General features: G+C 74.2%; 7 protein-coding genes. All 7 read right to left on the bottom strand.

What is annotated here, in order from left to right; all coding sequences use genetic code 11:
- A partial coding sequence (locus AB0J97_RS45500) for a condensation domain-containing protein (protein WP_364101838.1) occupies positions 1-1,958 on the bottom strand: 1,958 nt, incomplete at its 3' end.
- On the bottom strand, positions 1,951-5,079 hold the full coding sequence (locus AB0J97_RS45495; RefSeq protein ID WP_364101835.1) for an amino acid adenylation domain-containing protein: 3,129 nt from the start codon (positions 5,077-5,079) through the stop codon (positions 1,951-1,953). The genes AB0J97_RS45495 and AB0J97_RS45500, both read right to left, overlap by 8 nt.
- Entirely contained in the window at positions 5,076-8,216 is a 3,141-nt protein-coding gene (locus tag AB0J97_RS45490) for an amino acid adenylation domain-containing protein (protein ID WP_364101832.1), read from the bottom strand. The genes AB0J97_RS45495 and AB0J97_RS45490 overlap by 4 nt, the downstream gene beginning before the upstream one ends.
- Positions 8,209-8,400 (bottom strand): MbtH family NRPS accessory protein, encoded by a 192-nt coding sequence (locus tag AB0J97_RS45485; protein ID WP_357707636.1) that lies wholly within the window; start codon positions 8,398-8,400, stop codon positions 8,209-8,211. Before AB0J97_RS45485 ends, AB0J97_RS45490 begins: the two co-directional genes overlap by 8 nt.
- A complete protein-coding gene (locus AB0J97_RS45480; protein ID WP_364101828.1) occupies positions 8,397-13,796 on the bottom strand; it encodes an SDR family NAD(P)-dependent oxidoreductase in 5,400 nt (1,799 codons plus the stop codon). The genes AB0J97_RS45485 and AB0J97_RS45480 overlap by 4 nt, the downstream gene beginning before the upstream one ends.
- The gene (locus AB0J97_RS45475) at positions 13,793-18,403 is read right to left on the bottom strand and encodes an amino acid adenylation domain-containing protein (RefSeq protein WP_364101825.1); all 4,611 of its coding nucleotides are present in this window, start codon (positions 18,401-18,403) and stop codon (positions 13,793-13,795) included. Before AB0J97_RS45475 ends, AB0J97_RS45480 begins: the two co-directional genes overlap by 4 nt.
- On the bottom strand, positions 18,400-19,875 hold the full coding sequence (locus AB0J97_RS45470; protein WP_364101844.1) for a thioesterase domain-containing protein: 1,476 nt from the start codon (positions 19,873-19,875) through the stop codon (positions 18,400-18,402). The genes AB0J97_RS45475 and AB0J97_RS45470 overlap by 4 nt, the downstream gene beginning before the upstream one ends.
- Positions 19,876-19,926: the final 51 nt, after the last annotated feature.

Below are 19,926 nucleotides of genomic sequence, written 5' to 3'. Positions count from 1 at the left end.
CGGGCGATGACCATGGTGGCGCCGGTGATGAGGGGCCAGAACAGTTCCCAGACGGAGACGTCGAAGGTGGTGGGCGTCTTGTGCAGGACGCGGTCGTGGGGGGTGAGCCGGAAGGTGTCCTGCATCCAGCGCAGCCGGTTGACGATCGCGCGGTGGGAGACGCCGACGCCCTTGGGTCGTCCGGTGGAGCCCGAGGTGAAGATGACGTAGGCCAGGTTGTCCTCGCGCACCCGTACGACGGGCGCCGGGCCCGTACGCACGTCCGCCGCCGTCAGCACCAGGTCGGCGCCCGCGTCGGCCAGCATGCCGCGGGTCCGCTCCGCCGGATGGCCCGGGTCGAGCGGCAGGTAGGCGCCACCGGCCGCCAGCACGCCGAGGAGCACGACGGGAAGGTCGAGCCCGCGTTCCATGCGGACGCCGACCGGCTGGTCCACCCGGGGACCCAGCGCGGCCGCCACTCCGCGGGCCCGCTCGGCCAGCTCGCGGTAGGTCAGCCGGTCGCCCTCGAAGACCAGCGCCGTCGCGTCCGGGGTGCGCTCGGCCTGCTCGAAGACCAGCTCGTGCAGAAGCCCGCCGGGATGCTCGCGGGCAGTGGCGTTCCACCGCGAGAGCTGCTCCCGCTCTTCGGCCGGCAGGATGTCCAGGCGTCCCACCGGCACGTCGGGCGCCGCCACCACCGCACGCAGGAGGGCGGCGAACCGCCGGGCCAGCCGCTCGATCGTCTCCGGCCGGAACAGCTCGGCGTTGTAGACGAACCGTCCCTCCACCCGCTCGCCGCGCTCGGCGGCGTAGAGCTCCAGGTCGAAGCGGGTGGTCGTGCTGTCCGGCTCGAAGCCCTCGCCGCCGTCGCGGTAGCTCTGCAGCGCGAACAGCACCTGCACCAGCGGCGGGCGGCTGACGTCGCGTTCGGGGTCCAGCTCGGCGACCAGCTTCTCGAAGGGCAGCTCCTGGTGGCCGTAGACGTCGATCGCGCCGTCCCGCGTACGGCGCAGCAGCTCGGCGAACCCGGGATCGCCCGTCAGCCGCGCCCGCAGCGGGAGCAGGTTGACGAACAGCCCGACCATCTCCTCGAACTCCGGCCTGGTCCGCCCGGCCACCGGCGACCCCACCGCGAAGCCGGTCATGCCGGACCAGCGGGCCAGCAGCACCTGGAAGGCGGCGAGCAGCCCCATGTAGAGCGTCGCGCCCTCGGCCCGGCACAGCTCGCCGAACTCCGCGACGTCCAGCTCCAGGTCGTGCCAGCCGCCCCGGAAGCCCTGCCGGGGCGGACGCGGCCGGTCCAGGGGCAGTTCGAGCACCTGCAACCCGTCCAGCTCGGCGCGCCAGAACGCCAGGTCGCCGGCCAGCCGGTCGCCGCTCAGCCGCTCCCGCTGCCACAGCGCGTAGTCGCCGAAACCGAGCGGCGGTCCGCTCTGCGGCGGCGTCAGGAGTTCGCGCAGGACGAGGTCGGCCGACCAGCCGTCGGCGACGATGTGATGGACGGCGATCAGCAGCGCGTGGTCGTCGGGCGCCAGCCGTACCAGGGTGGCGCGCAGCAGCGGACCGTCCGCCAGGTCGAAGGGCTGCGCGGCGTCGGCGCTGAGCACCTGCCTGGCCGCCGCCTCCGTCGTCACCTCCACGACGCGCAGCGGGACGCGTACCCGGTCCGCCACCCGCACCTCCGGCCGCCCGTCGGGACCGGCCGGGAAGGTCATGCGCAGGCTCTCGTGCCGGGCCACCACGGCGTCGAGCGAGCGCCGCAGCCGTTCGGCGTCGAGCGGGCCCCGGAGCCTGGCCGACGCGGGCAGCACGTAGGCGCTCGTCCCCGGGGCGAACTGCTCCATGAACCACAGCCGCTCCTGCGCGAACGACAGCGGCGGATCGCTGCCCTCGGCCCGTCGCGGGATCTGCTCCGTGGCGCCCAGGCCCGCGATCGCCTTGCGGAAGCGGGCCTGCACGCGGGCCTGCCGCTCATCCACGTTCGTCGGCCTCCTCGGCCAGGTGCTCCAGGGCCGCGGCCAGCAGGCGCGGCGTCGGACGGGTGAAGGCCAGCTTGAGCGGTACCTCCAGCTCGGTGGCCGCGGCGAGGCGGGCCGTGGTCCTGGTGGCCAGCAGCGAGTGGCCGCCGAGCTGGAAGAAGTCGTCCAGCGCGCCCACCCGCTCCAGCCCCAGGACCTCGGCCCAGACCATGCAGACGAGCTCCTCGGCCGCACTGGCCGGCGGCTCGTACGCCGCGCCCCGCGGCCGGCCCGGGTCGGGCAGGGCGTCCCGGTCGACCTTGCCGCCGGGCGTCAGCGGGATGCGGTCGAGCGGGACGATCGCGCTGGGCATCATGTGCGGGGGAAGCTCGGCGGCCAGATGATCGCGTAAGGCGTCCCCGGCGTCGTGGACGGCGTAGGCGACCAGCCGGTCGTCGCGGACCACCACGGTCGCCTGCCGCACGGACGGATGGGCGAGCAGCACGGACTCCACCTCGCCCGGCTCCACGCGGTATCCGCGCACCTTCACCTGCCGGTCCAGGCGGCCGAGGATCTCCAGCCTGCCGTCCAGGCGGAAGCGGGCCCGGTCGCCGCTGCGGTAGAGGCGTGAGCCGTCAGGGCCGGGCACGAAGCGTTCGGCCGTGAGGGCCGGCGCGCCCCGGTAGCCGCGGGCCAGGCCGACGCCGCCGATGTGGAGCTCGCCCGCGACACCGGGCGGGACGGGCAGCCCGTCGGGCGCGAGCACCTGGAGCGTGGTGCCGGGCAGGGCGACGCCCACGGTCGGGCGGCGCAGCGCCTCGGCGGGGTCCATGTCGGCGGTGGCGGCGATGATCGTGGCCTCGGTGGGGCCGTAGCTGTTGACCAGGCGGACGCCCGGGGGGCCCGACTCGTACCAGGTGGCCAGGACCGGGCCGGGCAGCGGGTCGGCGCCCAGGATGAGCAGCCGGAGACCGGCCGGCCATTCGACGCCCATGGCCACCAGTTCCTGCCAGTACGACGTCGGCAGGTCCAGCACGGTGAGCGCGGAGCCCTCCGGGGTCTTCAGGAAGTCGGGCAGCGGCTCGTCCGGGCACAGGACCAGCTCGGCGCCGGCGGTCAGCGCCGGGTAGACCTCCTCGGCGTGCGTGTCGAAGCTCGGCGAGGCGAACTGCAGGACACGGTCCCCCGGGCCGAGCTCGTAGTGGTCCCGCATCCAGCTCACCCGCGACGCGAGCGCCTCGCGCGGCACCTCCACGCCCTTGGGACGCCCGGTCGAGCCCGAGGTGTAGATCACGTAGGCCAGCGAGCCCGGCACCGCGACGTCGAGCGCGGGTGCCTGCCCCGGCTCGCGGAGATCGTCCTCGTCCAGCACCAGGGCCGCGCCCGCGTCCGCCGCCATCCGGCGCAGCCGCTCCGGTGGGTAGGCCGGGTCGAGCGGCAGGTAGGCGCCGCCCGCCCGGCCGACGGCGAGCATCCCGGCGATCAGCTCCACCGAGCGCGCGGCCCGCAGGCCCACGACCGTGTCCGGGCCGACCCCGGCCGCGGACAGGCGTCCGGCCAGCGCGGCGACCAGGGCGTCCAGTTCGGCGTAGGTGACCCGGCGGGCGCCGTGGCTCACCGCCGGCGCGCCGGGCGCCAGCCGTACGCGCTCCTGGAAGAGGTCGAGCACGTCGCGCGCGGGCGGCTGCGCGGTGTCGAGGACGGGCTGCCGGTCCTCGGGCAGCAGCATGGCCGCGCGCAGCGCGGACAGCGGCGCGTCCGGGTCGCCCGCGACCGTCTCCAGCACCCGCTCCCACCGCCGCAGCAACCGCGTCGCGGTCTCCTCCTCGAACAGGTCGCGGGCGTAGGACAACATCGCCCAGAGGGAGCCGTCGAACTGGGTGACGTCCAGCATCAGGTCGAACTTCGCCTGCGTCGCCCCGGGGTCGAACATCTCCGCCTCGATGCCGGGCAGCGGCAGGGCGGCGGCCTCCTTGTCCTGGATCACGAACATCGCCTGGAACAGCGGCGTCGTGCTCAGGTCGCGGCGGATGCCGAGGTCGTTGAGCAGGCGTTCGAAGGGGATGTCCTGGTGCGCGAACGCGTCCAGGACCGTCGCCCTGGTCCGCGCGAGCAGCGTGCGGAAGGACGGGTCGCCGGACAGGTCGCCGCGCAGCACGAGCGTCTCGGGGAAGAAGCCGACGACGTCCTGGAGCTCCGGACGGTCGCGCCCGGCGATGACCGAGCCAACCGTGAGGTCGTCGGTGCCGCAGTGCGCGCCCAGCAGGAGCTGGTAGGCGGCCAGCAGGACCATGAAGAGCGTGCCGCGCTCGTCCCTGGCCAGCTGCTCCAGGCGGGCCGTCAGCTCGGGGCCGATGCGGCGCGCGCAGTAGTCGCCGCTGGGCACCCGGACGGCCGGCCGCGGCCGATCCGTGGGCAGGTCGAGCGGCTGCACGCCGTCGAGCCGGGTGCGCCAGTAGTCCAGGGACTCCTGCGACGGCTCGCGGCCACGCTGCCAGGCCGCGAAGTCGCGGTAGTCGACCGCGGGGGCGCCCAGCCCGGCCGCGTTCCCGGTGTAGCAGGCGACCAGCTCGGAGAAGACGAGCTTGAGCGACCAGCCGTCGGCCACCAGGTGATGCAGGACCAGGCAGAGCACGTGATCGGTCGGCGACAGCGTGATCAGGTGCACCCGCACCAGCGGGCCCGTGGCCAGGTCGAACGGCGTGTTGGTCAGCTCGGCCACGATCGCCGTGGCGCGCGCCTCCCGTTCGGCCGCGGGCAGGTCCGCGAGGTCCACCAGCACCGGATCGAGCTTCAGCGCCGGCTCGACGACCTGGACCGGGCTGCCTTCCACGGCGGGGAAGCGGGCCCGCAGCATCGGGTGCCGGGCCGCGACGGCGTTCAGCGCCCCGGCCAGGTCCGGGACGGACAACGCGCCGCGCAGCCGCTGCACCATGTACATGTTGTAGGAGGCGTCGGCGGGGTCGAGCCGCTGCAGGAACCACAGCCGCTCCTGCCCGTAGGAGAGCGGCGCCGGCGCGTCCGGGTCGCTGCGCGCGGGGATGCCGGCGGGCCGGGCCTTCGGCTGCCGCTGGAGCCTGCGCTCCAGTGCCGCACGCTGTTCCGGGCTGAGGCGGGCCAGCCGCCCTCTCACCTCGCTCATCCGTCCGCGTCCTCCGCCAGGAGATCGTCCAGCTCGACGTCGCCGAGCTGGAGCTCCAGTACGGCCAGCGCGTGCTCGGCCACGGTGGTGACCTCGAAGCAGACCCGCAGGTCCATCTCGATCCCGTACGCCTCCCGGTACCGGGTGATCAGCAGGACGGCCAGCAGCGAGTGCCCGCCGAGGGCGAAGAAGTCGTCCTCGACGCCCACCCGGTCACGGCCCAGCAGTTCGCCCCAGAGCGCGCACAGCTCCTCCTCCAGCGGCGTCTCCGGCGCGACGTAGGTGGTGCCGAGGTCGCTGCGGCCGGGCCCGGTGGGCGGCGGCAGCGCGGCGCGGTCGAGCTTCCCGCTCGGCCCCGAGGGGAACTCGGTGACCTGCACGAACGCCTGCGGCACCAGCGCCGCCGGCAACGTGCGCGCCGGTCCGGTGCGCATCTCGTGCGACAGCCGGCTCGGCTCGCCCGTCCAGTCCACGTAGGCCACCAGCCCGCGGCCGCCCGGCGCGTCGTCACGCAGCGCGACCACGACCCGGCGCACCCGGGGGTCGGCGGCCAGCGCCGTCTCGACCTCGCCCAGCTCGACCCGCCAGCCGTGCACCTTCACCTGGTCGTCGATGCGGCCGAGGAACTCCAGCTCTCCGTCGGCGCGCAGCCTGGCCAGGTCGCCGGTGGCGTACAGGCGCGCGCCCGGCGCGCCGTACGGGTCGGGGACGAAGCGCTCGGCCGTCAGCCCCGGCCGTCCCGCGTAGCCGCGGGCCACCTGGACGCCGCCGATGTGCAGCTGACCGGGCACCCCGACGGGCATCGGCTCAAGCTGCTCGTCGAGGACGTGCAGGCGGCAGCCGGGCATCGGACGGCCGATGGGGATCACCGTCTCGCCCGGCCGGCAGGCGTGCCAGGAGACGTCCACGGCCGCCTCGGTGGGGCCGTAGAGGTTGTGCAGCTCCACGCCGGGCAGCCGCTCGAAGAAGCGGGCCGCCATCCTGGGGGGCAGCTCCTCGCCGCTGCACACCACGCGACGCAGTGATGTGCACGACTCGATGTTCGCCTCCTCCAGGAAGAGGGCGAGCATCGACGGCACGAAGTGCATCGTGGTCACCGCGTGCCGCTTGATCAGGTCACGCTGGTGAGCGGGGTCGCGGTGGCCGCCCGGCCGTACCGGGACGAGGCAGGCGCCCTGCAGCAGCGGCCAGAAGAACTCCCACACCGACACGTCGAAGCTGGTCGGCGTCTTCTGCATCACCACGTCGCCGGCCGTCAGGCCGAACGCGTCCTGCATCCAGGCGAGCCGGTTGACGATGCCGCGGTGGGTGTTGACCACGGCCTTCGGCCGGCCGGTCGAGCCCGAGGTGTAGATGAGGTAGGCGGCGTCGTCCGGTCCGGTCACCGGGTCGAGATCGCCGGAGTCGAGGTCGTGGTCGTCCTCCAGCAGCACCGTCTCGATCGTCCCGGGGGACGGCACGTGGCGCTGGGTGAGCAGCACCCGCGCGCCGCAGTCGGCGAGCATGAACTCCAGCCGGTCCCGCGGGTACTCCGGATCCAGCGGCACGTACGCCCCGCCCGCCTTGAGGACGGCGAGCAGCGCGACGACCAGCTCGGGCGATCGTTCCGCGCAGACCGCGACGGGCTCGCCGCGTCCCACGCCGAGGTGCCGCAACCGCCGGGCGAGCCGGTTGGCACGGCCGTTGAGCTCGGCGTAGGTGAGCGTGACGTCGCCGAAGAGCACCGCGGGGGCCTCAGGGGTCGCCGCGGCCCGCTCCTCGACCAGCGCGTGCAGGGTTCCGGGAGCGGCCTGGGGCGCGCCGGTCCCGAGGGCCAGCACGCGTCCGCGCTCGTCCGCCGTGAGCACGGGGAGCCGGTCGACCGGCCGGTCGGGGTCGGCGATGGCCGACTCGACCAGCGTCCGCAGGTTCGCCTCGAAGCGTTCGATCGTCTCCGGATCGAACAGGTCGGTGGCGTACTCCAGCCGGGTGTGCAGCAGCCCGTCGCGCATGTTGACGTCGAGCTGGAGGTCCACCTTCGCGGTGCCGTTGGCGATCTGCCCTTCGTTGGTGCGGATGGCCAGGTTGAACATCACCTGGTAGATGGGCGGCACGCTCAGGTCCCGGGCCGGTTGCAGGTCCTCCACGAGCCGCTCGAACGGCAGCTCCTGATGGTCCAGCGCCTCGGCGACCGTCGCCCGCACGCGGCCGGCGGCCTCGCGGAAGCTGGGCGCGCCCGACAGGTCCACGCGCAGCGGCACCGCGTTGACGAACATGCCGATGACCGGCTCGGTCTCGGGCAGCAGCCGGCCGGCGACCGGCGTGCCCACCACGATGTCGTCGATGCCGGACCAGCGCGACAGCACGGCGGCGTACGCGGTGAGCATCACCGTGAACAGCGTGGCGTTGAGGTCCTTGGCCAGCCGCTCGACGCTCGCCGACAACTCGGGGGAGTAGGCGCCGAGCCGGATCCCGCCCCGGTAGGTACGGCGGGCCGGTCGCGGCCGGTCACCCGGCAGGGCGAGGTCGGCGGGCACCCCGGCCAGCCGCTCGCGCCAGTGCACGAGCTCGGTCTCCAGGAACTCGCCGGACAACCGGCCGCGCTGCCACACGGCGAAGTCGGCGAACTGGATCGGCAGGTCGGGCAGCTTCGGCGGCCGGTCCTCGCCGAGCGCGTCGTAGCACTCCTCCACCTCGTCCATGAAGACCATGGACGAGACGCCGTCGAAGATCGTGTGGTCGAAGACGACGGCCAGCCGCAGATCGTCCTCGGCCAGCTTGACGTGCCGGCCCCGGTACAGCGGCGCCCGTTCCATGTCGAACGGCAGCACCGCGTCCGCCCTGGCCAGGCGGGCCAGCTCCGCCTCGGCGGCGGCTCGCGGGAGGTGGGACAGGTCCGTCTCCGTCAGCGCCGTGGGCGGCGCACCGGGGCTGATGATCTGCACCACCTGCCCGTCCCGGAACTCGAACGTGGTGCGCAGCGCCTCATGGCGCCGCACGACCAGATCGATCGCCCGCTCCAGCCGGCGGGGGTCCACCGGCTGCCTGGCCGCCATCGGCATGATCATGCCGATGTTGTAGACGGCCAGATCGGGCTCGAAGCGCGAAAGGAACCACATCCGCTCCTGGCCGGAGGATGCGGGGAAGGCATCACTCACTGTCCATGGCCTCTCGCAGGCTCTTCGGCCGCATGTCGGTCCACACCTGCTCGATGTGGTCCAGACAGGCGTCCTTGGTGCCGGAGAAGCCGGCGTCGTGCCAGCCGGAGGGATTGTCCCGGTCGGCGGGCCAGATGGAGTACTGCTCCTCGTCGTTGAGTACGACCTTGGTGTCTGCGCTCATGCGGAACTCCGGGGGAGACGGGGGATGGTCTGGGTGGCGGGCCCGGCGGCGGCGGGCTCGGGGGTGGCGGCGGTGGCGGCGTCCAGCAGGGCTGCGACCCCGGCCACGGTCGGCTCCTCGAAGAGGTTGCGCATCGGCAGCCGCACCCCCAGCTCCTTGCGGATGAGGGCGATGAGCTGGACCGCGATGAGCGAGTTGCCGCCCAGCTCGAAGAAGTCGTCGTCGACGCCGATGTGGTCGCCGCCGAGCACCTCGCCCCACAGGCGGGCGATCGTGGCCTCGGCGTCGTTGCGCGGGGCGACGTAGCCCTCGGCGGGCGCCTTGTCCTGCCGGTCGGCGACCGCCGCCGGGTCGAGCTCGGTCTCGACGGTCTCCTGGGTCAGCGAGCCGACCCCGGCGACGAGCTCGGCCACCGTGCTGGCCGCCACCACGACCTGGGAGCCGAGCGGCGCGGCGAGCAGCCTGCGCAGGGAGAGGGCCCCGTCGGCCGGCCTGATGCCGACCTCGTCGTCGGCCGCGGCCGCCGCCGGGGCGGCGCGCTGGGAGTCGGCGCTGGTGACGACCCCGGACACCACGGCCTCGGTGTCGATCCTGCGCAGGACGTAGTCGGAGATCTGCACCAGCACCGTGCCGTCGGGCGCGATCAGCGTGACGTCCACGACCAGCACCTCGTCGGTGTCGGTGCTGGTGATGCGCAGATGGCTCCAGAACGCCTCGGGCAGGCTCCCGAACACGGTGATGCGGCCGTAGCCGAGCGGCAGGTAGTGGCCCTCGACCGCGACCCAGCTGAAGGTGGTGGCGGCGTCGAGCAGCGCCGGGTGCAGCCCCCAGCGGTCGAGGTCGACCATCAGCACGTCGTTGGCCTCGAACAGGCCGAGCGCCTCCTGCTGACCGACATGCGTGGCGGTCAGCGTCCGGTGCCAGTGCCCGCCCAGCGTGAGCAGGCCCGACAGCGGGACGCCGCCCTGCTCGTCCGCCGAGGACACGCAGCGGTCCATGATCGCGCGCAGGTCCACGCGGTCGGCGGGCGGCGGGCTCACCTTGGCCGCCGTGCCTCTGGCATGGGTGCGGTGCGATCCGCCGATGATGCTCTGCACCTGGAACTCGGCGCCGTCCGCCTCCGGGGTGAAGATCACCCGTACTTCGGCGGTCGCGCCGTCGGCGACCGACAACGGTTCGACGAACACCACGTCCCGCAGCTCGACGAGCCCGCTGCCGGGCAGCACCGCCTCGGTGGCCGTCCTGGCCAGCTCGACGTGGCCGGTGCCGGGCAGCACGGGCACGTCGGCGATGCGGTGCTCGTCCAGCACCCAGTGCGTGCCGGGCGAGAGCGTGCCGCTGCACCAGTCGAGGCCGTTGACCGCGTCCGCGGCGTGCCGCGCGTCGAGGACCGGGTGGTCCATCGCCTTGATCCGGTCGCCGCGCTGCAACGCGACGAATCCGGCGGGCGCCGCGGTCTCCGCCGCCATGCCGACTTCCAGCCACCTGCCCCAGTTCACGCTGACGATCTGGGCGGCGTTCCAGCCTCGTCCGGCGCGGGCGTGCGCGTCGAGGAAGTTGTTGGCCGCGCAGTAGTCGATCTGCCCGAACCCGCCGGCCACCGCGGTGATCGACGAGCAGAGCACCACGGCCTCCAGCTCCAGGTCGCCGAACGCCTCCTGGAGCGCCAGCGTGCCGAGCACCTTGGGACGGAGCACGGCCTCGGCCGCCTCCCTCTCCTTGACCTGGGCCATGCCGCCGCCGGGCAGGCCGGCCGCGTGCACCAGCACGTCCACCCGGCCGAAGGCGGCGAGCGTCTCGTCCCTGACCCGGCGCATGTCCGCCGGATCGGTCACGTCGGCGGCCAGGGTCAGCACCCGTGCCCCGGCGGCCTCCATCCGGCGGATCGCCTCGGCGGCGCGCGCCTCGCGGGCCGACCGCGGCGGGCCGGCGGGCAGCCCGGTCCTGGACAGCAGGACGAGGTTGACGCGGGCCCGCGCCGCCAGGTCCTCGGCCAGCGAGACGCCGATGCCGCCCAGACCGCCGGTGATCACGTACACCTGGCCGTCGCGCGGCTCGCCCGGCTCGCTCGCCACCTCCACCTGCTCGTACCCGAGCAGCCACCGCTTCCCGCCGCGCAGGGCGACCGGGGCCAGCAGCCCGGCCTCGCCGGGCTCCGCCGCGCGGCCCAGCTCGGTCGCGGCGCCACGCACGGCGTCCCCGTCGGCCGCGTCGATGTGGCGGACGCGCAGCCACGGCGTCTCCAGCGGGACGACCCGGGCGAAGGCGGCCAGCGTCGCGTGCTCCGGCCTGGTCAGGTCGCCGCCGACGACGTCCATCGTGCCCGCGGTCACCAGGTCGAGCTGCACCCCGCCCGGAGGCTGGGCCGCCGACAGCGCCTGCACGAGCCCCAGGACGCCGAAGAAGCCGCGGTCCTGTGCCGCCCAGGTCTCGTCGCCGCCCGTGAGGGCCCAGGCGTGCACGATCCGCTCGGGGATGTCGCCGATCGCTTCGAGCAGCGCGTCGTAGTCCTCCCGGACGGCCGGCCGCACCGTGAAACCTCCGTCGGAGGCGCCGAACGCGCTGCCCGGCCGCACCTCCAGCACCTCGGCCCCCGAGGCACGCAGCGCGTCGGCCAGCGCGGCAGAGTCCTCGTCCACGAAGGCCAGGCAGCGGGTGATCGGCGACGCCGCCGCCGGACGCACGGGCGCCTGGTGCCAGACGGGGACGCCGTACCACCGCTCGGGCGGCAGCGGGCCGTCGGCCTGCCGCGGGGCGGCCACGCCACCGGTGAAGGCACCCTGCGGATCGGGGTCGATCCAGGCGCGCTGCCGCTCCCACGGGTAACCCGGCAGCGAGACGCGGAAGCCGGGGGAGCCGAAGTCGTTCAGCTCGCTGCCGTGGACCCAGAGCGCGCCCACGGCCTGCGAGAAGACCGCGACGTCACCGGCCCGGTCGCGCGGGCCGGGCAGCGACGGCAGCGGGGCGATCGCACCGGTGGCCAGCTGGGTGCTCGCCAGGCCGGACAACTGCCGTCCCGGCCCGCACTCGATCATGATCCATTCGCCGTCGGCCAGGAGCGTCGAGACGCAGTCGCCGAAACGGACGGGCTCGCGCACGTGCCTGGCCCAGTAGGACGGGTCGGTGGCCTCGGCGGCGGTGATCCAGGTGCCGGTCACGTTGGACAGGAACGGCAGGCTCGGCGCGGCCGGCCCGGCTGCCGCGACCAGTTCGCGGAACTCGCGCAGCATCGGCTCCATCATCGCCGAGTGGAAGGCGTGCGAGGTGCGCAGCGGCGTGCAGCCGATGCCCTCCTCCTCCAGCATCTCGGCCAGTTCCCTGATCGACTCCGACGGGCCGGACACGACGCAGGTGCCGGGGCCGTTGACGGTGGCCACGGAGACGTCGTCGGGCAGCATCGGCGCGATCTCGTCGGGCATGAGCTGCACGGCCAGCATGGAGCCGGGCGGCAGGGCCTGGATCAGCCGGCCGCGCGCCGCGACCAGCCGCAACGCGTCGGGCAGCGTGAAGACGCCGGCGATGGTGGCCGCCGCGTACTCGCCGATGCTGTGGCCGATCATCGCGGCGGGCTCGACGCCCAGCGACAGCCAGAGCCTGGCCAGCGCGTACTCGACGGTGAACAGGGCGGGCTGGGTGAGCGAGGTCTGCCGCAGCGCCTCGTCGGCCTCCTCGCCGGTGGCGAAGATCTGCTCGCGCACGTCCAGGACGGCCGCGCACTCGTCGACCGCCTCGCGGAAGATCGGCTCGTTCCGGTACAGCTCGGCGGCCATGCCGCCGTACTGGGAGCCCTGACCGGAGAAGAGGAAGGCCACCTGCGCGGGGCGCTTCGGCTTGGCGCCGGTGACGATCCGCTTGGGGTCGGACAGCGCGGCCACCGCGTCGCCCGGTGAGGTGGCGACGACCGTGGCCCGGTGCTTGAGCTCCCGGCGGCCCACGCGCAGGGTGAAGGCCGCGTCGGCCAGGTCCGTCTCGGGGTGCGCGGCCAGGTGCGCGGCCAGCCGTTCCCGCGCGGCGGCCAGCGCCGACTCCGTCCTGGCCGAGAGCTTCAGCAGGTGGGCGGGCCGCTCGCGGGGCAGCGGCGGACGCGGCGGCGCCTCCTCCAGCACGGCGTGCGCGTTCGTGCCGCCGATGCCGAACGAGCTGACCCCCGCGCGCCGCGGGAAGTCCTCGCGCTCCCACTTCGTCGGCGAGGAGACGACGTAGAACGGGCTCGCCGGGAAGTCGATCTTCGGGTTGGGGCTCTTGAAGTGCAACGTCGGTGGGATCAGCTTGTTCTCCAGCGACAGCACCGCCTTGATCAGGCTGGGCACGCCGGCCGACTGGCCGAGGTGGCCGATGTTGCTCTTGACCGAGCCGATGCCGCACCACTGGGTGTCGCTCGTGTGCTGGGCGAACACGCTGGACAGCGCGGCCACCTCGATCGGGTCGCCGAGCGCCGTGCCGGTGCCGTGCGCCTCGACGTAGGTCACCGTCCGCGGGTCCACGCCGCCGACGCCCAGCGCCTGCGCGATGACCGCGGCCTGGCCGTCCAGGCTGGGCGCGGAGAAGCCGACCTTGCCCGCGCCGTCGTTGTTGATCGCGTTGCCCAGGACCACCGCGCGGATGTTGTCGCGGTCCTCGATCGCCTCGGACAGCCGCTTCAGCACGAGGACGCCGCCGCCGCTGCCCCAGGTCGTGCCGCCGGCGTCGGCGTCGAAGGAGCGGGTGTGCCCGTCGGGGGAGACGATGCCGTCCTGGTCGTAGATGTACCCCTCGCCCTGCGGGAGGTCCAGCATGGCCGCGCCGGCCAGCGCCATGTCACATTCGCCGTTGCGCAGCGCCTCGCACGCGATGTGGAAGGCCACCAGCGCGGTCGAGCACGCCGTGTGCACGGTGTAGCTGGGGCCGCGCAGGTCGAGCTTGTAGGAGGTGAGCGTCGCGCAGTAGTCGACGTGGTTGCCCACCATGACCGCCAGCCAGCCGGCGTTCTTGTGGGCCTGGGAGTTGCTGCGGATGTTCCGCCACTGGTACGTGTCCGTCCCGGTGCCGGCGTAGACCCCGATCTCGCCCGGGTAGCGGAACGGGTCGTAGCCCGCGTCCTCCAACGCCGTGTGCGACAGCTCCAGGAACAGCCGATGTTGCGGATCGCGGACCTCGGCCTCCCTGATCGACATGCCGAAGAACGCCGCGTCGAAACCCTCGTAGTCGTCCAGCGCCATGGCGGCCGGCACGAAGTTCGGGTCGGCCAGCAGGCTCTCCGCCGTGCCCAGCGCCCGTTGCTCCTCCAGGGTGTACGTGGTCAGCGACTCGACGCCGTCGGCGAGGTTGCGCCAGAACTGCTGCGCGTCACCCGCTCCCGGAACCCGGCACGACAGGCCGATGATCGCGATCGGCTCGGCCGTGGGCTCGTCCGTCATGGGGCAATCCCCTTCTCGTTACGGTTCCTCAACCTGTCTCGTCGTGAAGCCAGGCGGCGTGCCGCCCGGTCCAGTCCCGGACTGCCGCCCGCGCCGTCGAGGTGGGCGGCGAGCGTCCGGATGGTGGGATGCCTGAACAGCTCCGTGATCGGGATCTCGCGGCCGGTCGCCGCCTTCAGCCGTGCCTGCACGGCCGCCACGGCCAGCGAATGGCCGCCGATCTCGAAGAAGTTGTCGTCGGGGCCCAGCCGTGGCACGCCCAGCACGGCGCGCCACACCTGGGCGACCGTCTTCTGCGTGGGGCCGTCGAGGCCGCCGACGGCCTTCGGCTGCTCCACCGGCCGCCCGCGCAGCGCGGCGCGGTCCACCTTGCCGTTGGGCGTCAGCGGCAGCGCGGGCAGCGTCACCACCTCGGTGGGGACGGCGTGCTCGGGCAGCGCGCGGCGCAGGTCCTCCAAGATCCGGTGCGCCGCCGTCCCAGGCCCGGCGGGCACCACGTAGCCGACGAGGGTGCCGCCCTCGACCCTGGCCGCGGCGGCGCGCACGTCCCGGCAGGCGGCCAGCGCGGCCTCCACCTCGCCCAGCTCGACCCGGAATCCGCGCACCTTCACCTGGTCGTCGCCGCGCCCCGCCGGGGTGACCGTGCCGTCGGGGTTGCGCCGGCCGAGGTCCCCGGTGTGGAAGCGGTCACCGGCGAAGCGCCGGCCGGTCAGCGCCGGGTCCAGGTAGCCGGAGGCCAGGTGGCGGCTGCGGACGACCACCTCGCCGAGCTCGCCGACCCCGGCCCGCCCGCCGTCCGGTGCCAGCACGATGATCTCGCTGCCCTCGACGGGCCGCCCGATCGGCACGATCTCCGGGTACGGCTCGGTCAGCTCGTGCCAGGCGTGCGCCTGTGGCGTCTCGGTCGTGCCGTAGAAGGCGACGAGCCGGGCGCCGGGCACGAGCGCGCGCAGCCGGGCCGCCTGGGCGCCGGTGAACAGGTCGCCGCCCACGCCGGCCAGCCGCACGTCGGGCAGCGTGGCGCCGGTGTCCGCGAGCATCGTCGCGAGCTGCGGCGTCAGATGGAGGACGGTGATGGCGTGCTCGCGCAGCCAGGTGACGAGCTTGCCCGGGTCGCGCACCAGCTCCTGCTCGGGCACGAACAACTCGGCGCCCGCCGCGGCCGGGACGAACATGTCGCGCAGCGCCGGATCGTGGGCCGGCCCGGACAGCAGCGCGAACCGGTCGTGCGGCTCGACGGCGAAGGTGCGGACGTACCAGGAGACGAAGTGGGCCAGCGGCCTGTCGGCGGTGACGACCGCCTTGGGATCGCCCGTGGTGCCCGAGGTCATCGACAGATAGCCGGTCCCCGGCACCTCGACGCCGCCCTCGCGCAGCTCGACCTCGCCGTCCCGGAGCACCGCCCGGGCTCCCGCGGCGGCGATCTGCCTCTCCTGCACGGCAGGCGGATACGTCGAGTCGATCACCGCCCACCGCGCGCCCGCCGCCAGCACGCCGAGCAGGGTCCCCGGCAGCTCGGGCACCCGGGAGGCGACGACGGCCACCACGGACCCCGGCCCGACACCCGCCCGCCGGAGCGCCGCCTCGGTCCGCCGCCATGCCCCCGCGTACGCGTCGCCGACGAGCTCCAGCAGTCCCGGCCCGTCCCAGGCCGGGAGCTCCTCGTCGGGCGCGTCGGGTTCGGCCCGTCCGGTCAGCAGCTCGTCGAGCAGCTCGACATAGCCGTCGACCAGCGCCGCCATGCGTTCGGCGGTGTAGAGGTCGGGGTTGTAGACCAGCTCCAGCGCGTAGCCGCCGCGCTGCTCGCCCACGTACATCGTCAGGTCGAACAGCGCTCCCGGCAGCCCGGGGCGCAACGTCTCACTCGCGCAACCGGCCAGGTCCAGCCGGGCCTGGGCGAAGTTGTACATGTTGAACATGACCTGAGTGATCGGGTTGCGGCTCAGGTCGCGCGGCAGCCGCAGCGACTCCAGGAGCTGCCCGAGCGGCACGTCCCGGTGCCTGATCGCCGCGTTCAGCTCGGCCGCGCACGCCGTCACCTGCTCGGCGAAGTCCCCCCGGGGGCGCAGCCGCACCGGCAGGACCTGTACGCACATCCCCACCATCGACTCGAACGCGACGTGCGGCCGGTCCGCGTAGGCCGACCCCACCACCAGGTCGTCACGTCCCGCCAGCCCGGCCAGCAGGCGTCCGAAGGCACCCAGCAGCACCGCGTACGGCGTGGTGCCCAGCCGCGCAGCCAGCTCGGCCACCCGGCCGGCCAGTGCCGCGTCCAGCTCGCCCTGGCAGGCGGCGCCGTTGAAGGTCTGCGCGGGCGGCCTGGCCGCGTCCCTGGGCAGGTCCAGCACCAGCGGCGCGTCGCGCAGGCGCTCCCGCCACCAGCCCAGCGCCTCGGCGTCGCCGTTGCCGCGCAGCCAGCGCACGTAGTCGGCGAACGTGTGCTCGCTCACCTCGACCGGCTCGCCGCGGTAGGCGGCGGACAGGCCCCGGTAGAGCACGTCCTGCGACCAGCCGTCGAACACCAGGTGGTGCGCGGTCAGGCAGAGCACGTGCTCGTCGGGCGCCAGCCGGATCAGCCGCGCCCGGAACAGCGGCCCGGCGGCCAGGTCGAACCGTTCCCGCGCCTCCTTCTGCAGCGCCGCGGCCAGGTCGGCGGGGGAGAGGTCGTCCACCGGCAGCGGCACCTCCTCCGGCGGCGCGACCGTCACGTCGGGGATGCCGTCGCGCGAGCCCACCCGCCAGCGCAACGCCTCGTGCGCCGCCACGACGGCGGTCAGCGCGCGCCGGAGCGCGGCGACGTCCAGCGGGCCGCGAATCCGCTCGGCCATCGCGATGTTGTGCGCGGCCGACTCGGGCGCCAGTTGCTCGACGAACCACATCCGGCGCTGGGCGGGGGAGAAGGCGGCCGGGCTCCCGGTGGGCGGCGCGGCGGTGGTCGCCCGCCGGGCGCCCTCCACGAGCGCGCGCAGCGCGCCGTAGGTCCTGCCCTCGTACACGTCCTGGACCGACACGACCCGGCCCAGCTCCGCGCGTACCGCGGCCACCAGGCGCATCGCCCGCAGTGAGTGGCCGCCGCGCTGGAAGAAGTCGTCCTCGTCGTCCGGGACGGGCGCCTCCAGCACCCGCGCCCAGATCCCGGCCAGCCCGGTCCCCGTCCCCTGCTCCCGCCGGGACCCCGCCCGCAGGACGGCGAGGTCGACCTTGCCCGAGGCGTTCAGCGGGAGGAGGGCCAGCCGTACCAGCTTGGTCGGCAGCATGTACGGCGGCAGCCGCACCGCCAGGTCCTCGCGCAGCTCGGCCAGGTCGGGCGCGTCCTCGGGCGTCACGTAGGCGACCAGCTCGCCCGCGAAGTCCACCACCGCCTGCCGCACTCGCGGATGCGCGCGCAGCGTCGTCTCCACCTCACCGATCTCCACGCGCTGCCCCTGGACCTTCACCTGGCGGTCCAGGCGGCCCATGAACGCGATCTGGCCGTCCTCCTGCCACGCCACGTGATCGCCGGTCCGGTACAGCCGCTCTCCCGGCTCGTCCGAGAACGGGTCGGGCACGAACCGCTCGGCCGTCAGCCCGGGACGGCCCAGGTACCCGCGGCTGACCTGCGGGCCGCCGATGAGCAGCTCGCCGGGGACGCCCGGCGGGCACGGGTTCATGTCCTCGTCGACGATGTAGGCCCGGCAGCCGCGCAGCGGCCGGCCGATCGGCAGCGGCCGCTCCCACACGCCGTGGAACTCGCCGCCCACGACGACGACGGTCAGCTCGGTCGGGCCGTACAGGTTGTGGAAACGCGTGTGCGCCGACCACCGCGCCACCTGCTCGGGCGGGGGCGGCTCGCCCGCCGTCACCACGTCCCTCAGGTACGGCAGGCGGCTCGGGTCCACCAGCGGGAGCAGCGCGGGCGGGAGGTACCCCCAGGTGACGTCGTGCTCCTCCAGGAAGTGCTGCAACCGGGCCGGGTCGACGCGGTCCTCGTCCGGCACCAGCTGCACGCAGCCGCCGATGGTCAGCGGGAGCACCATGTCCATGATCGAGGCGTCGAAGCCCAGCGCGGAGAAGGCCATCGAGCTGCAGCTCGCGTCCAGGCCGAAGTGCGCGACGGTCGAGGTGACGAAGAAGACCGCGTTGGCGTGGCTCACGACCACGCCCTTGGGCCGTCCGGTGGAACCGGAGGTGTAGATCACCCACGCCGCGTTGCCCGCCACGGCGTCGCCGTCCCGCCGCTCCGCCGGCCCCTGCTGGAAGGCGTGCACGAGCGTGGCGGCGCAGCCGTCCAGGAGCTCCTGGCCGCGCTCGTCCACGACGACCACAGCGATCCCGGCGTCCTCCAGCACCTCGTCCAGCCGTTGCCGCGGATGCCCGGGGTCCAGCGGCACGTACGCGCCGCCCGCCAGATGGATGGCCAGCAACGCCACCGGCATCAGCGGTGTACGGCGGGTGCACAGTCCCACCCGCGCCTCCGGCCCGACGCCGAGCTCGCGGAGCCGTCCCGCCAGCGCCCACGCCCGCTCGACCAGCTCGGCGTAGGTGAGCACGTTCTCCCACTGCCGGACCGCCGGGGCGTCCGGAGTCCTCGCGGCCTGAGCCGTGATCAGACTGCTGAGGAGTGTCATCCTGCGGCCTCCACACCCGGCCGTACCAGCCGGCCTTGCCGTACCGTCTCGAAACGCAGCAGGAAGCGCGGCGCGCGGACGGCGATCGCGGCGAGCGCCCGGCCCAGCGGCAGGTGCGTCACCCGCCACTCCGCCAGCCGTTCCGCCTGCCACTCCGCCGTATGCGCGGCCTCTGGGGCAGCCTCGGGCACCCAGGACGCGCCCGGACGCTGCCCGGCGAACCCGAACAGCGCCGGATCCACCCGCGGCCCGTCACCGATCGCCTTCAGCAGCGCCTCCTTGGCCGTCCAGGTGCGCAGCGCGCTGTGCAACCGCAGTTCCTCGGGCAGCGCGGCGTACTCGTCGCGCTCCCGCTCGTCCAGCACCCGCTCGAAGAACGCCTGCTCGTCGGCCGGCGGCCGGAAGCGCTCCAGGTCGGCGCCCACCTGGCGGCCCGCCGTCAGCGCGACCAGCACCAGGCCGCCCGATCGGCTGAGGCTGTAGGCGAGCTCGGTCCCGGCGTACGGCACGCCGCCGGACCGGGCGGGCGCGACGCCCGGCTCGGCCCCGTACTCCGCGAGCAGCCGCCGCAGCAGCACCGACCCGCCGACGAACCCGCGCCGGTGGTCCTCCTGCCGGAACCTGGCCGCCCGTGCCGCCTCCCGCGGCGACAGCTCGTCCACGGCCGCGCACATCTCGGGCAGCTCGTCCAGGTTGGCCAGCCACACGTGCACCTCGTCCGCGGTCACGCTCGGCCGGGGGTCTGCCGCGATGGTCCGCGCCACCTGGTCGCCGTGCGTGGCGAGGAAGAGGTGGGCGGCGTCGAGCGTGTGCAGGCGGAAGGTCGAGGAGGTGTGGCGGGCCCAGCCGAGCATGGTGGGGTGGGTGACCTCTTGGTCGTGCGCGCCGGCGAAGGCGACGATGGGGACGTCGAGGGGCTCCTGCCGGGTGAAGCGGTAGCGGCGCAGCCACTCCATGTCCGTCCGCAGGGCGGGGAGGAGCAGGGCCTTGATCTCGGGCTGCGTCCGTAACTCCGCGGGCGCGCCCAGCCGGGCGATCACCTCGTCGAGGAGGTCCTCGTCGCCCAGGCCCGTCCACCGTCCCAGCGTCTCCTGGCGCTCCGGCGGGTGCGCGGCGCCGACGTAGAGGCATTCGGGCGCCCGTACGCCGAGCCGCCGCAGCTCGCGGACCACCTCGAAGGCGACCCGGCCGCCCATGCTGTGCCCGTAGATCGAGTACGACGTGCGCTGATGGGCGGCGATGGACCGGGCGATCAGCTCGGGGGAGAGGGCGCCGGGTTCGGCGATCCGGCCCTCACGTCCGGGGAGCATCGCCACCCGCACGTCGAGGACGCCGTCGAACGCCTGCCGCCACGCCCAGAAGGCGGTGACGTCCCCACCGGCGTAGGGGAGGCAGAAGAGGGTCCGGGCGCCGGGCGGGTATCGCGTCAGCGAGGCGAACGGTGTCTCGGACAGCACGTGTTCAGCTGGCATCGCCACGCGAAGTCACCCCCCCGGCAGGTCCACTGCTCCGGGCGAGGTCGT

Source organism: Nonomuraea sp. NPDC049607 (assembly GCF_040675375.1).
Lineage (GTDB): Bacteria > Actinomycetota > Actinomycetes > Streptosporangiales > Streptosporangiaceae > Nonomuraea.
The sequence above is the reverse complement of the archived record's forward strand: the minus strand, read 5'-3'. Positions and strand labels throughout refer to the sequence as shown.